The following is a 13,386-nucleotide window of genomic DNA, read 5'->3' as shown; positions in this document are numbered from 1 at the left end:
CCGGGCATTTTGTGTTTCAGCGCAGCCGAATCAGAACGTCACGCTGGCGCTCAGCCTGGCGGTACGCGGCTCGCCGACGTTGACCTGCAATTCGCTCCCCGTGGAAGACGGGTAGTACTGCTTGTCGAACAGGTTGTCGACGTTCAGTTGCAGCGAGGTTTTGTGCCCCAGCACCGGCGACTCCCAGCGCAGGAAGGCGTCGGCGACCGTGTAGCTGCTGAGCCAGAAATCGTTGGCGTTGTTGGCGGCGCGTTCGCCGACGTAGCGGGCGCCGGCACCGGCGTGCCAGGCACCGAATTCGGCTGGCACGTTCAGATGGTGGCTCAGGTACAGGCTGGCGGTGTGTTTTGGGGCGTTGGCTAAGCGATGGCCTTCGTCATCCGGATCGTCGAGGATTTCCGTGTGGGTGTAGGCGTAGGTGCCGATCAGGTCCCAGCGGTCGGCTAGGCGGCCGGTGATGTCGAGTTCCAGGCCTTGGGAGCCGACTTTGCCGGCGGCTTCCGAGACTTCGTCAACGGTGGTGACTACGTTCTTTTTGACGATGTCGAACAAAGCGAGGTTGATGTTCAATCCCGGCAGCGGATCGTACTTGGCGCCGATTTCGTAGCTGCGGCCCTCCTCTGGTTGGAAGGTACGACTATTCTTGTCGACCACATCATTAGGCTTGAACGACCGGCTGTAGTTGCCATACAACGACAGGGTCTCGGTGGCTTTATAGACCAGTCCCAGGAACGGAACGAAGGCGTCGCCATTGTCGTCGCGAACATTGACCCGCTTGATCATGCCTTGGTTAGCGTATTGATCGTAATGCTGGTAGCGCCCCCCGAAGACCAGGATCCAGCGATCATCAAGGTGCCAGTTGTCCTTCAGATACACCGAGCTGGAGGTCAGTTTGTTGCTCAAGTTGCTTTGCGGCGCATCCACCCTGCTCGGCTCCCCCAGGCCACCATACACCGGTGCCGCAGGGTCAAAGCCTGGTTGATAAGCGCCGCGATAGGTTTTGCCACGGAATTGATCGGACACCTGATTGTCGACGCCGATTAACAGGTCATGACGCTGGCCGAACAGTTCCTGCTTGCCCATGAAATCCCAACTGGCGTAGCGGGTTTCATCGTCATAATGCGCGCCGTTGGCGGCACGCTGGAAAACTCCGTTTGACAGCCGCGGCTGCGCAATCGAAAGACTGTACCGGTCGTTGTTCCACCCGTAGGTCACACGAGTTTTCCACGCTTCACTCAATTCATACTCGAACCGAGCGGTGGCCGTCTCACGAATCCCCACGCTCTTGGCCCACGGCTCATCCAGGCGCTTGTTGTAGTCAATGTCTGCTGGATGACCATCAGTGAACACCGTCCCCCGATCAAACGGATTGGAATATTCGTTGTACTCATAGCTGAGATTCAACGAAGCCCGCTCCCCCGTCCAGGCCAGGGACGGCGCCACCAGCGTGCTCTCATTGACCCCATAGTTGCGCCAGTAGTCCTCATGACCACGCTCGGCAATCAAGCGATAAGCCAACCCGGTGTCCCCCAGCGGCCCAGTGGTGTCCAGGGCCATGGTGCCGCCGCCTTCGCTGTAGGCCGAGCCGCTCAACGTGGCGGTTTGCGTGTACTCCGGTTTCTTGCTGATGACGTTGACCAGGCCGCCAGGCTCCAGCGCGCCGTACAGCATCGAGGCCGGGCCCTTGAGCACTTCGACCCGCTCGGTGGTAGCACTGAAGTTGTGCCCCAGGTTCGAACGCACGCCGTCGCGCAGGATCGAGCCGTCGTCGTTGGTGCCAAACCCGCGCTTGACCAGCGAGTCTCGCGAGCCGCCCAGGGTGTTGCCCTGGCTAACCCCGCTGACGAACTTCATCGCGTCGCTCAGCGAGCGCACCTGATAGTCGGCCAGGGTCTGCTGGGTCACCACGTTGATCGATTGCGCTTCTTCCTTGATCGGCACATCGCTCTTGCTCGCCGTGCTGGCTTGCGACGTCGTATAGCCCTCGTCCTGAGTGACGCGACTGCCCTGGATGTCCGTGGCCGGCAGTTCGAGAGTGTCCTGCGCCCACAATGGGCTGGCAATAAAGCAGCAGGACAGCGTTGGCAACACACACTTGATAAAGGCGTTGCGATTAGCGAGGGAGGTGGAACGTTTCAAGACGCGCACTCATAGAAGGGACGTTAATGAGAGCAAATATACTTTGAGAATGATTCCCAGTAAATCTTTTGTATCAAATGATGATCCCCCCGAACCCCTGTGGGAGCGAGCTTGCGCGCGATAGCAGCGGTACATTCAACACCAATGCAACAGACCCACCGCTATCGCGAGCAGGCTCGCTCCCACAGATTTCGCGAACAGTGATATCAAATCGCCCAACTGCCCTAAAGCTTTGGCGCGCGCGGTCGAATGTATTCCATTGAGAGATTTTTTTGCCCAGGAGCAGCGGCATGCAGACGTTAAAGGCCTTGTACGAGTCTATCGAGATGCAGTTTTTCGATACCCTCACCAAAAAACTGTCGAGCCTTTTCCTGTTGGTGCTGGTCAGTGGCTTGCTGTACTGGGTGGCCCTCAACGCCCGTGCCGAGATCCTGCTGCAGCTGCGCAACGCGCAGTTGGACGGCGCCTTGCTGGGGCAGATCGAAGGTCGGCTCGACAGCCTCACCCATGCCCTGCTCTTCGGCGCGTTCCTGACGCTGTGCATGATCAGCTTCATGGTCTGGTATTTCCGTCACCTCATCGTGCGCCCCGTCACCGCCATGACCAAGGCCCTGGAAGAGATCGCCAACGGCGAAGGTGACCTGTCCAAGGACCTGCCGCTGGTGACCCACGACGAGATCCGCGTGCTGGCCGGCACTTGCAACCGTTTCCTGGCCAAGCAGCGGGAGATCATCAGCAACGTCCAGGCACTGACCGTGCACATCGCCGTCGAATCGGCCCGCTCGTTGAAGAACATCAGCGATTCCAGCGACAGTGCCACCCACCAGGCCCGCTTCGCCAAGGAAGTCATGGACCAGAGCAACACCGCCGTGGGCCGCATCGAAGAAGTCTCGCGCCAGACCCAGGGCATCTCCAGCACCACCGCCCAGAACCTGAGCATGGCCCGCGACTCCTATGCCGAGCTGCTGGAAGTGACTGGCAACATCAGCGAAATCTCCAGCAGCCTCGGTGAATTTGCCACACTGGTGAGCGCCTTGAACCAGCGTTCCTCAAGCATCAAGTCGATTGTCGGGTTGATCCAGCAGATCTCTGCCCAGACCAACCTGCTGGCGCTCAATGCCGCCATCGAAGCCGCCCGGGCCGGCGAAAGCGGCCGGGGCTTCGCGGTGGTCGCCGATGAAGTGCGGACCCTGGCACAAAACGTCAGCCGGGCCACCGATGACATCTCACGCAACATCGACGCCATGCTCGATGAAGTCAGCTCCACCCACGAACAGACCACCCAGATCAGCCACAGCGCCCGGGAAACCCAGAAAGTGGTGGAGCGTGCCTCCGGTCATTTTGAAAGCATGATCGTCGATTTCGAATCCACCAACGGCAAGCTGGCGGACATCGCGACCCATATCCAGCAGTTCGCCGACAGCAACACGGGGATCAACGACCGGGTCACCCAGATCCACGCCGACAGCCAGTTGATCGACCAGCGCATGCAGCATTCGGCAACGGCCACCCGCGACCTGTCCGGCGTGGCCGAAAAGGTCCAGGCGCTGTTGGGTCGTTTCGTGCTCGGCCACGGCAAGCTGGATGCCGCCATCACCCGCGCCAGCGAGTGCCGCGACACGCTCCAGGTCCGCCTGGAGGCGCTGCAACGCGAAGGTCAGAACCTGTTCGATCAGAATTACCAACTGATTCCCGGCACCGATCCCAAGCAGTACATGGCCAGCTATACCGAACGCTTTGCCCAGGTCTGCCAGGAAGAATGCGACAAACTCACCCGCAGCACGCCGGGTGGCAAGGTTTCGTTCATTGTCGACAGCAAGGGCTATTGCCCGGTGAACAACAGCTGGGTCTCCAAGCCGCCGACCGGCGACCGGGCGGTGGATTTGCCGGTGTGCCGCAACAAGCGAATCTTCAACGACCCGATCGGCCTGCGCGCGGCGGGCAACGTCCAGCGTTTCCTGCTCCAGACCTACCTGCGCGATACCGGGGAAATCATGACCGAGATCGACGTACCGTTCTTCTTCGGCGGCCGTCATTGGGGCAATTTGCGAGTGGGCTTCGATGCGGCGGTGTTGTTGGCGGAGTGATCAACACCGGAACCAAGCCAGACAACTACCCTGTGGCGAGGGAGCTTGCTCCCGCTCAGCTGCGCAGCAGTCGCAAAACCGGCTGATACGGTCGGCCTGACGAACAGCCGGGGGCCTGCTTCGCAGGCCAGCGGGAGCAAGCTCCCTCGCCACAGGGAATTTGTGGCGTAAACAATCCTGAGAACACCCCAAAAAAAATGTGGGAGCGAGCTTGCTCGCGAAGGCGTCGGGTCAGTCGCCATCATCGTGACTGACACTCCGCTATCGCGAGCAAGCTCGCTCCCACAAGGGATCTGTGGGGTATGGAAGTCCTGAGAGCCCCACCCAAAAACAACTGTGGGGTATGGAAGTCCTGAGCCCCATCCAAAACAACTGTGGGGTATGGAAGTTCTGAGCCCCACCCAAAACAACTGTGGGGTATGGAAGTTCTGAGCCCCCCAAAACAACTGTGGGAGCGAGCTTGCTCGCGATGGCGTCGGGTCAGTCGCCATCATCGTGACTGATACTCCGCTATCGCGAGCAAGCTCGCTCCCACAAGGGGATCGACCTCAGCTCAACAGCACTTGGGCCCACCCTTGCCGCCGTAACGGGCCTCCTGGCGTTCGCGAAAGAACGCCTCGTAGTCCATCAACGGTTTGTCCGGGTGCTTGGTTTGCATGTGCTCGACGTAGTTGTCGTAGTCGGGCATGCCGACCATCAGGCGGGCGGCCTGACCGAGGTATTTACCGAGGCGACTCAAGTCATTGAACATCGTTGCAATCCCCTATCAAGCGTCCGGCAAGGCCTGGAATGGCGCTTCCTTGTCCGTGCGTTCCTTGGTGCCCCAGGCGGCGATGCCGACCTTGAGCGCGTAGAACAGGATGCTGAAGACCACGAACAGGAACAATGCCGTCAGCGTCGCATTGGTGTAGGCGTTGAACACCACGTGCTGCATCTGCTCAATGCTCTTGGCCGGGGCCAGGACCTGGCCGGCGGCCAGGGCATCGTTGTATTTGCGCGCCAGGGCCAGGAAGCCGATCGCCGGATTGGCGTCGAACAGCTTGATCAGGCCCGCGGTGGTGGTGCAGATCAGCAGCCAGGCCGCCGGCAGCAGCGTGACCCAGACGTAGCGCTGGCGCTTCATCTTGATCAGGACCACGGTGGCGAGCATCAGGGCGATACCGGCCAGCATCTGGTTGGAGATGCCGAACAGTGGCCACAAGGTATTGATGCCGCCCAGCGGATCGATCACGCCCTGGTACAGCAGGTAGCCCCACATCGCTACGCAACCGGCGGTGGCGATCAGGTTGGCCGGCCAGGATTCGGTGCGCTTGAGCGAAGGCACGAACGAGCCGAGCAAGTCCTGCAGCATGAACCGCCCGGCACGGGTGCCGGCGTCCACGGCGGTGAGGATGAACAGCGCTTCGAACAGGATCGCGAAGTGGTACCAGAACGCCATGGTGTTCTCACCCGGCAGCACCGAGTGCAGGATCTGCGCAATACCGACCGCCAGGGTCGGCGCACCGCCGGCACGGGCCAGCACGGTGGTCTCGCCGATGTCCTTGGCCACCGCTTGCAGCGCCTCGGGGGTGATTGCAAAACCCCAGCTGCTGACGGTCTGGGCCACGGCCACCACGTCACCGCCGACGATCGCCGCCGGGCTGTTCATGGCGAAGTACACGCCCGGCTCGATGACCGAAGCCGCGACCATGGCCATGATCGCCACGAAGGACTCCATCAGCATGCCGCCGTAACCGATGTAGCGGGCGTTGGTTTCGTTATCCAAGAGCTTGGGCGTGGTGCCCGAGGAGATCAGCGCGTGGAAACCCGAGACCGCGCCGCAGGCGATGGTGATGAACAGGAACGGGAACAGACCGCCCTTCCATACCGGCCCGGTGCCGTCGGTGAACTGGGTCAGCGCCGGCATTTTCAGCTCGGGCATGGTGACCAGGATGCCGATCGCCAGGGCGACGATGGTGCCGATCTTGAGGAATGTCGACAGGTAGTCCCGCGGCGCCAGGATCAGCCACACCGGCAGCACCGCCGCGACAAAACCGTAGCCGATCAGCATCCAGGTGATCTGGATCCCGGTGAAGGAAAAGGCCTTGGCCCAGACCGGATCGGCAGCAATTTGCCCGCCCAGCCAGATCGAGCCCAGCAGCAACAGCACGCCAATCACCGAGATTTCACCAATGCGGCCCGGGCGGATGTAGCGCATGTAGATGCCCATGAACATCGCGATCGGGATGGTCGCCATCACCGTGAAGATGCCCCATGGGCTCTCGGCCAGGGCCTTGACCACGATCAGCGCCAGCACCGCGAGGATGATGATCATGATCAGGAAGCAGCCGAACAGCGCGATGGTGCCAGGGACGCGGCCCATTTCCTCACGGACCATGTCACCCAGGGAACGCCCGTTGCGGCGGGTGGACAGGAACAGAACCATGAAGTCCTGCACCGCACCGGCCAGCACCACGCCGGCGATCAGCCAGAGCGTACCGGGCAGGTAGCCCATCTGCGCCGCCAGCACCGGCCCGACCAACGGCCCCGCGCCGGCAATGGCCGCGAAGTGGTGACCGAAAAGAATGTGTTTGTTGGTCGGGACGTAGTCCAGGCCATCGTTGTTGAGCACGGCAGGGGTGGCCCGGCGCGCATCGAGTTGCATCACGTTGTTGGCGATGAAGAGGCTGTAGTAGCGGTAGGCGACCAGGTAGATGGCCACGGCTGCGACGACGATCCAGAGGGCGTTGATGGGTTCGCCGCGGCGCAAGGCCACGACACTCAACGCACAGGCTCCCAGAACAGCCACGGCAAACCAGGCGAGGTGTTTAACCAGACGGGTTGTCATTGCGTGTCTCCTGCCGATATCCAGTGGATTGCGGCGATTGTTTTTATAGTGTGCCCCGGCTATTCGGAGCCGGCCCAATATCCCTGTAATGGGTCAATAAATAAATCCGTAGTACTACGTAGAACCCCAATTCCCCCTGTGGGAGCAAGGCTTGCCCGCGATAGAGTCAATACGGTCTTTCATAAACCGCGGCGCCTGCATCGCGAGCAAGCTTTGCTCCCACATGTCTTGCGCCACAGGTTTTATGCCTCACCCATGGGTTTGGCATATGATGCCGCCATTCGCCTCCCCGCCGAGTCCGGACAGGAGTACAGATGCTGCTCAAACACAAAATCGTCGCCCTCGGGATTTTGCCGCTGGTCCTGGCCATCGCGGTCATCTGTGCCTTGGTGATCTCGCTCAATCGCCAGTTGGGCGATCAACAGGCGCAACTGATCGAAGACAGCATCCTGGCGAGCAAGCGCGCGGAGCTGAAGAACTATGTCGAGATGGCGCAGAGCCTGATCGCCCCGCTGTACGACAACGGCCGGGGGGACGAGCGCGCACAGCAGCAGGTCCTGGAAGAACTGCGCAAGCTCAGCTTCGGCATCAACGGTTATTTTTTCGTGTATGACCGCCAGGGCCGCAGCCTCATGCATGCCCGCCAGTCGGAACTGGTGGGGCAATACCTCTGGGACATGAAGGACCCCCACGGCCTGCCGGTCATCCAGGCATTGCTCAAAAGCGCCGAGTCAGGCGAAGGGTTCCAGCGCTATGCCTGGAACAAGCCCTCCTCCGGCCAGGTGACCGACAAGCTGGCCTATGTCGTGATGCTCGATCAATGGGGCTGGATGCTCGGCACCGGGATTTACCTGGAGGATGTCGAACGCGCCACCCAGCAAGCCCGCGACGAAGTTGCCCGTGGCATCCACAGCACCATGCAAGCCATCGCCGCGATCGCCTTGGTAGCGGTCCTGCTGGTATTTGCCGGCGGCATGACCCTCAACGTCAGCGAACATCGCCTGGCCGATAAAAAGCTGCAGCGGCTGAACCAGCGCATCGTCAGCTTGCAGGAAGAAGAGCGCTCGCGGGTCTCTCGCGAGCTCCACGACGGCATCAGCCAGTTGCTGGTGTCGATAAAATTCCAGTTCGAACTGGCCAGCCATGTGTTGGAAAACGGCCAGGAAAACGGCCTGGGCATCCTCAAGAACGCGACCGACCGGTTGGGCGAAGCCATCGGCGAGATCCGTAGCATCTCCCACGACTTGCGCTCGTCCCTGCTCGACACCCTGGGCCTGCCCGCCGCCATCGGGCAGCTCGCGACCGAGTTCCAACAGCGCAGCGGGCTTGAAGTGTCCTACCGAAGCAACGAATTCGATTGCCGCCTGGAAAATGGCGCCCCTGTCTCACTGTTCCGCATTGCCCAGGAAGCCCTGACCAACATCGAGCGCCATGCCGGGGCGAAAAGCGTCGGCATCACTCTGTTCGGCTCCAGCCAGTCCTTGCGCCTGACGGTGGTGGATGACGGGATGGGCTTCAACGTCCCGCAAGTAGAACGCGGCCACGCCGGCATCGGCCTGCGCAATATCCGCGAACGGGTCGAGCATTTCGGCGGACGCCTGGAGGTGACCTCGGCACCGGGACGAAGCGAACTGGACATCCTGCTGCCCATGAACCTCTCGGTAACGGAAAACTGATGCGCGCCCCTTCCAACAAGAGCACCTGCCGATGAACCTGCCTCCGGTGATTCGCGTCGCGCTGGTCGATGATCACTCCCTGGTCCGCGACGGCATCAAGGCGCTGCTGTCCGTAATGCCCCGACTGGACGTGGTGGGCGAAGCCGAGAACGGTGCGCAAGCGATTGAAATGGTCGGTCGCAGCCAACCGGACCTGCTGCTGATGGACATCAGCCTCAAGGACATGAACGGGCTCGAGTTGACCCGGCTGCTGGGCAAGCAATACCCCAGCCTCAAGATCCTCATCCTCAGCATGTACGACAATTACGAGTACGTGAGCGAGTCCGTGCGCTCCGGTGCCAGCGGCTACGTACTCAAGAACGCGCCGTCGCGGGAAATCATCGCGGCCATCGAAGCCATCATCAGCGGCGGCACGTTCTACAGTGCCGAGATCGCCCAGCGGCTCGCCACCGACCCGCACACCGATAACGAGCTGACGCCGCGCGAGAGCCAGGTGTTGTCCAAAATGGTCCAGGGCCTGAACAACAAGGAAATGGCCCGTGAATTGGACATCAGCGTACGCACCGTCGAGACCCATCGCCTGAGCATTCGCCGCAAGCTGAACATCGACAAACCCGCAGCCCTGGTGAAATACGCGATCGACCACGGGATCATTTCCCGCTAGGCCTCACACAGCCCTTGCTCCCGCTCGGTTGCGCAGCGACCGTAAGATATTGGGGTCGCTGCGCAACCCAGCGGGAGCAAGCTCCCTCGCCACAGGTTATTCATTTCAATCGGCGTGGTAATAGCCAGGCTGTTCAAGATCGGCCAACAGACTCGGGCCGCTCGGCGTCCAGCCCAACAAGGCACGGGTGTATGCGCTGGACACTGCCATGTTCGCGCCCGCCATGTGGGCGAACCAGCCGAAATGCTCACGCTCCCGGGATTCCACCGGCAACCCCAGGCCACGACCGATCGCCTGGGCAATGTCCTTGAACGGCACAGCCTCGTCGGTGACGGCATGGTAGACGGACTGCGTCACGCCCTGCTCCAGCGCCAGCCGATAGACCCGTGCGGCGTCCAGCCGGTGCACGCCCGACCAGCAGTGGACGCCATCTCCAAGATAGGCCGAAACGCCCGTCTCCCGGGCCAGGCGAATCAGGATCGGAACGAACCCGTGGTCGCCGAGGCCATGGACCGAGGGTGCCAGCCGCACGGTCGCGCAGCGCACACCGCGCTCGACCAGCGTCCGGGCCGCCGTTTCGGATTTACGCGGCGAAGCTGGGCTGGGCACCTCCAGCTCGCTCGCCCCCTGGGTCAAGCCCAGCAGGCCGGACGTCACCAGCAGCGGCCGTTCGGTTCCCTGCAGCGCGCTGCCCAATACTTCGATCACATGGCGGTCCTGCTCAGCGTTCTCGGCAAACCGCGAGAAGTCATGATTGAACGCGGTGTGAATCACCGCGTCCGCCGTCGAAGCCGCCTGGTATAGGACGTCGAGGTCATCCAATGTCCCGCGGACCACCTTCGCGCCGGTCGCGGCCAGTGCGGCAACCTTGTCATCGGAACGGGCCAGGCCGGTGACCTGATAGCCGGCACCGATCAATTCCTGGACCACGGCAGACCCAACCCAGCCCGTGGCACCGGTAACGAATACATGCATGTTTCAACTCCTGATTAGAACCATCGAGCAACACAGACTCACTTCTGGCGCAGCTCAAGCCGGCTGCCGGCCTTGTACCCCTGGCATCATCAATGTCAGCGCCACGACAAAGGCCAGCATCACCGTCACGGCCCCGCCCAGGTAAACCGCGCCGATCCCCCATGTGCCCGCCAACGCCCCAGCCAACGGGCTGCTCAGCCCCAGGGAAATGTCCAGGAACGCGACATAGGCCCCCATGGCGAGACTGCGGTTCTGCGGTGGCGCACGCTTCACCGCCTCCACCCCAAAGCCCGGGAAGGCCAGGGAATAGCCGAAGCCGGTGAGCGCTGCGCCCAGATAGGCCATCACCGCAGTGTCGGCACCCCAGATCAGCAATTGCCCGACGGCTTCGATCACCACACAGACCAGGGCGACACGCGCGCCGCCGATCTTGTCTGGAAGGTGCCCAAAGAGCAGGCGCGCACCGATGAACGCCAGCCCGAACGCGGTGAACGCCAGAGAGGCATTGCCCCAATCCCTGGCCGCAAACAACAGTGCGATAAAAGCCGTGATGACACCGAAGCCAACGCTGCAAAACGCCAACCCCATGCCTGGCACCCACACCGCGCCCAGCACCTTGTAGAACGGTGCCCGCCGGGTCGCCGTAGGGGCGACAGCCCGGACACCCGCGACAATCGCCAGCGCCAGCAGCGGGATGAAAATCGTCGCGACGGCAATGCCGGTGAATCCCCAGCCGCTATTCAGCGCCACGCCGAGCGGAGCGCCCAGGGCATAGGCGCCGTACATGGCGATACCATTCCAGGCCATGACTTTGCCGGCATGCTGCGCGCCGACCAGGCCGATGCCCCACCCCAACGCGCCGGTGACGATCAGGCTTTCGCCCAGCGCCAACAGGACACGCCCTCCCAGCAAGAGCCAGACCGACGTGACGGGCGTGGCAACGAACGCCAGGGAAACCAGATAAGCCAGCCCGGAAACCGCCGCCGTCACCAGGCCGACCATGACGGCGCGCTTGCCACCGCGCATGTCGGCGAAGTTGCCGGCCCAGGCGCGGGACAACAGCGCCGCGGCAAATTGTGCGCCGACCACCAGGCCGATGACCAGCGTGCCCATACCCAGCGTGTCATGCAGGTGCAAGGGCAAGACCGGCAATTGCATGCCCAGGGTCAGAAAACCGATGAATACCGTCAGCGTGAGTGGCAACAGCTTGAGCACCGGCTTGGCGTCAACGGTTGCCTGGGGCGCGAAGGAGGCGCCCTGATGAACGTTTTTTTGAGTCATAACCCTACTCACAGAAAGGATGCGATGTGACGTTGAACGTTGTCTGTGGAGCCGACTAGAATGCGATCAATTCGTCGCATTCAAGATACGAACAATCCGTCGCATTTCCTATTCGCATTCCCTTCCGAGGCTCATGCCCGTATGTCCGAACGCTCAAGCCCGCAGATTTCCTCGCGCAAACAGCCGCAACAGGCACGCTCCACCGAGCTCGTCGCCGCCGTTCTGGAGGCGGCTGTTCAGGTTCTGGCGACCCAGGGCGCGGCACGTTTCACGGTGGCCCGGGTTGCCGAGCGAGCCGGCGTCAGCGTCGGCTCGGTGTATCAGTACTTCCCGAACAAAGCGGCGATCCTGTTCCGCCTGCAAAGTGATGAATGGCGACAAACCAGCGATATGCTGCGCGAGATCCTTGAGGACAACCGCAAGCCACCCTTCGAGCGACTGCGCAACCTCGTGCGGGCGTTCATCCAGTCCGAATGCGACGAGGCCCAGATACGCGTCGCGCTCAACGACGCCGCACCACTCTACCGCGACGCCCCCGAGCACCAGGCCGCACGGATGGCGGTACAGCAGTCGGTGGACACCTTCATGCTGCAAGCACTGCCAGCCGTCCCGGCACAGGCCCGCGCCCTGGCAGGTGACCTGGTGATCACCACGCTGAGTACCGTGGGCAAGCGATTTTCATCCGCACCCCGTTCTCCCGTGGAAGTTGCCATCTATAGCGACGCCATGGCCGATATGTTCTGCGCCTACCTGGACAGCCTGCAGCGACAGCCTCCCGAGACTACGCTCGGCTGACTGTTCACGATCAACACCGCCGTGACAGCGAGCAGCCGCTTTCACTACACTCCCCGGTCTTGTTCCCTTCCGTTACGAGACGTCCAATCACTATGAAAAACATAACAAGCTCGATGACGCTCTGTGGCCTGTTGGCGCTCTCCGGCGGCGCCCTGGCCGAACCGGCACCTTCGCTGCTGGACCAGGTCCTGCAACGCGGCGAACTGAAGGTGTGCACCACCGGCGACTACAAGCCCTATACCTTTAAAACCGAAACCGGCGAATACGAAGGCATCGACATCGACATGGCGCGCTCGCTGGCCGCCAGCCTGGGCGTCAAAGTGCAATGGGTGCAGACCACTTGGAAAACCCTGATGCCGGATATGGTTGCCGGTCAATGCGACATCGGCATGGGTGGGATTTCGGTGACGCTGGAGCGCCAGAAGAAAGCCTATTTCAGTAACACCCTGGACGTGGATGGCAAGATCCCGCTGGTGCGTTGCGAAGACAAGGAGCGCTACCAGACCCTCGAGCAGATGAACCAGCCTTCGGTGCGTCTTGTCGAGCCTGCCGGCGGCACCAACGAAGCCTTCGTCCGGGCGTTCCTGCCCAACGGCCAGTTGAACTTCCACGACAACGTGACCATCTTCCAGCAACTGCTGGACAAGAAAGCCGACGTGATGATTACCGACGCGTCAGAAGCGCTCTACCAGCAAAAGCTCAAGCCCGGCCTGTGCGCGGTCAACCCGACCCGCTACCTGCAATATGGCGAGAAGGCCTACCTGCTGCCTCGGGATGACAACACCTGGAAGATGTACGTCGATCAGTGGCTGCACCTGAGCAAGGCCAATGGCAGCTACCAGAAAGTGATTGGGCAATGGCTGGCCGTTCCCGCCGCCCAATAACCGTTCGCTGACGAAACAAAAAAACCTGTGGGAGCGAGCTCGCTCGCGATGGCGTCAC

10 protein-coding genes are annotated in these 13,386 nt (G+C 61.7%); 5 read left to right on the top strand and 5 right to left on the bottom strand.

The window, feature by feature from the left end; translation table 11 throughout:
• Window positions 1-30: 30 nt before the first annotated feature.
• Window positions 31-2,139, bottom strand: a complete 2,109-nt coding sequence (locus LOY50_RS13840) for a TonB-dependent siderophore receptor (RefSeq protein ID WP_258691161.1) — start codon at window positions 2,137-2,139, stop codon at window positions 31-33.
• A gap of 290 nt (window positions 2,140-2,429) precedes the next feature.
• Here LOY50_RS13840 and LOY50_RS13835 point away from each other — a divergent pair, with 290 nt between their 5' ends.
• The gene (locus tag LOY50_RS13835; protein WP_258691160.1) at window positions 2,430-4,226 is read left to right on the top strand and encodes a methyl-accepting chemotaxis protein; all 1,797 of its coding nucleotides are present in this window, start codon (window positions 2,430-2,432) and stop codon (window positions 4,224-4,226) included.
• Between the two features lie 553 nt (window positions 4,227-4,779).
• Here the strand turns inward: LOY50_RS13835 and LOY50_RS13830 are convergent.
• Both LOY50_RS13830 and LOY50_RS13825 read right to left on the bottom strand, forming a co-directional pair.
• The gene (locus tag LOY50_RS13830) at window positions 4,780-4,977 is read right to left on the bottom strand and encodes a YbdD/YjiX family protein (protein ID WP_003201656.1); all 198 of its coding nucleotides are present in this window, start codon (window positions 4,975-4,977) and stop codon (window positions 4,780-4,782) included.
• A gap of 15 nt (window positions 4,978-4,992) precedes the next feature.
• Complete coding sequence (locus LOY50_RS13825; protein ID WP_253474578.1) at window positions 4,993-7,053, bottom strand: carbon starvation CstA family protein; 2,061 nt, start codon at window positions 7,051-7,053, stop codon at window positions 4,993-4,995.
• A 314-nt stretch (window positions 7,054-7,367) separates the two neighbouring features.
• Here LOY50_RS13825 and LOY50_RS13820 point away from each other — a divergent pair, with 314 nt between their 5' ends.
• On the top strand, window positions 7,368-8,729 hold the full coding sequence (locus LOY50_RS13820) for a cache domain-containing protein (RefSeq protein WP_253474575.1): 1,362 nt from the start codon (window positions 7,368-7,370) through the stop codon (window positions 8,727-8,729).
• A gap of 31 nt (window positions 8,730-8,760) precedes the next feature.
• A complete protein-coding gene (locus tag LOY50_RS13815; protein ID WP_214512347.1) occupies window positions 8,761-9,393 on the top strand; it encodes a response regulator transcription factor in 633 nt (210 codons plus the stop codon).
• Between the two features lie 105 nt (window positions 9,394-9,498).
• Here LOY50_RS13815 and LOY50_RS13810 read toward each other — a convergent pair whose 3' ends face one another.
• Both LOY50_RS13810 and LOY50_RS13805 read right to left on the bottom strand, forming a co-directional pair.
• On the bottom strand, window positions 9,499-10,368 hold the full coding sequence (locus LOY50_RS13810; protein WP_258691159.1) for an SDR family oxidoreductase: 870 nt from the start codon (window positions 10,366-10,368) through the stop codon (window positions 9,499-9,501).
• Between the two features lie 54 nt (window positions 10,369-10,422).
• Window positions 10,423-11,649 (bottom strand): arabinose transporter, encoded by a 1,227-nt coding sequence (locus LOY50_RS13805; protein WP_258691158.1) that lies wholly within the window; start codon window positions 11,647-11,649, stop codon window positions 10,423-10,425.
• Window positions 11,650-11,790: 141 nt separating this feature from the next.
• Between LOY50_RS13805 and LOY50_RS13800 the strand changes: the two genes are divergently transcribed.
• Window positions 11,791-12,444, top strand: coding sequence for a TetR family transcriptional regulator (locus LOY50_RS13800; RefSeq protein ID WP_253474567.1), 654 nt, complete (start codon window positions 11,791-11,793; stop codon window positions 12,442-12,444).
• Window positions 12,445-12,536: 92 nt separating this feature from the next.
• Window positions 12,537-13,328 (top strand): transporter substrate-binding domain-containing protein, encoded by a 792-nt coding sequence (locus LOY50_RS13795; protein ID WP_258691157.1) that lies wholly within the window; start codon window positions 12,537-12,539, stop codon window positions 13,326-13,328.
• Window positions 13,329-13,386 lie beyond the last annotated feature (58 nt).

It is taken from the genome of Pseudomonas sp. B21-010 (assembly GCF_024749325.1).
Taxonomy (GTDB): Bacteria; Pseudomonadota; Gammaproteobacteria; order Pseudomonadales; family Pseudomonadaceae; genus Aquipseudomonas; species Aquipseudomonas kilonensis.
This window is presented reverse-complemented; position numbering and strand designations above follow the sequence as displayed.

Excerpts from the sequence above, each read along its gene's own strand:
- LOY50_RS13820 (WP_253474575.1), top strand. The coding sequence starts at position 7,368 with ATGCTGCTCAAACACAAAATCGTCGCCCTCGGGATTTTGCCGCTGGTC.
- LOY50_RS13800 (WP_253474567.1), top strand. The coding sequence starts at position 11,791 with ATGTCCGAACGCTCAAGCCCGCAGATTTCCTCGCGCAAACAGCCGCAA.
- LOY50_RS13835 (WP_258691160.1), top strand. The coding sequence starts at position 2,430 with ATGCAGACGTTAAAGGCCTTGTACGAGTCTATCGAGATGCAGTTTTTC.
- LOY50_RS13805 (WP_258691158.1), bottom strand. The coding sequence starts at position 11,649 with ATGACTCAAAAAAACGTTCATCAGGGCGCCTCCTTCGCGCCCCAGGCA.
- LOY50_RS13815 (WP_214512347.1), top strand. The coding sequence starts at position 8,761 with ATGAACCTGCCTCCGGTGATTCGCGTCGCGCTGGTCGATGATCACTCC.
- LOY50_RS13810 (WP_258691159.1), bottom strand. The coding sequence starts at position 10,368 with ATGCATGTATTCGTTACCGGTGCCACGGGCTGGGTTGGGTCTGCCGTG.
- LOY50_RS13795 (WP_258691157.1), top strand. The coding sequence starts at position 12,537 with ATGAAAAACATAACAAGCTCGATGACGCTCTGTGGCCTGTTGGCGCTC.
- LOY50_RS13830 (WP_003201656.1), bottom strand. The coding sequence starts at position 4,977 with ATGTTCAATGACTTGAGTCGCCTCGGTAAATACCTCGGTCAGGCCGCC.
- LOY50_RS13825 (WP_253474578.1), bottom strand. The coding sequence starts at position 7,053 with ATGACAACCCGTCTGGTTAAACACCTCGCCTGGTTTGCCGTGGCTGTT.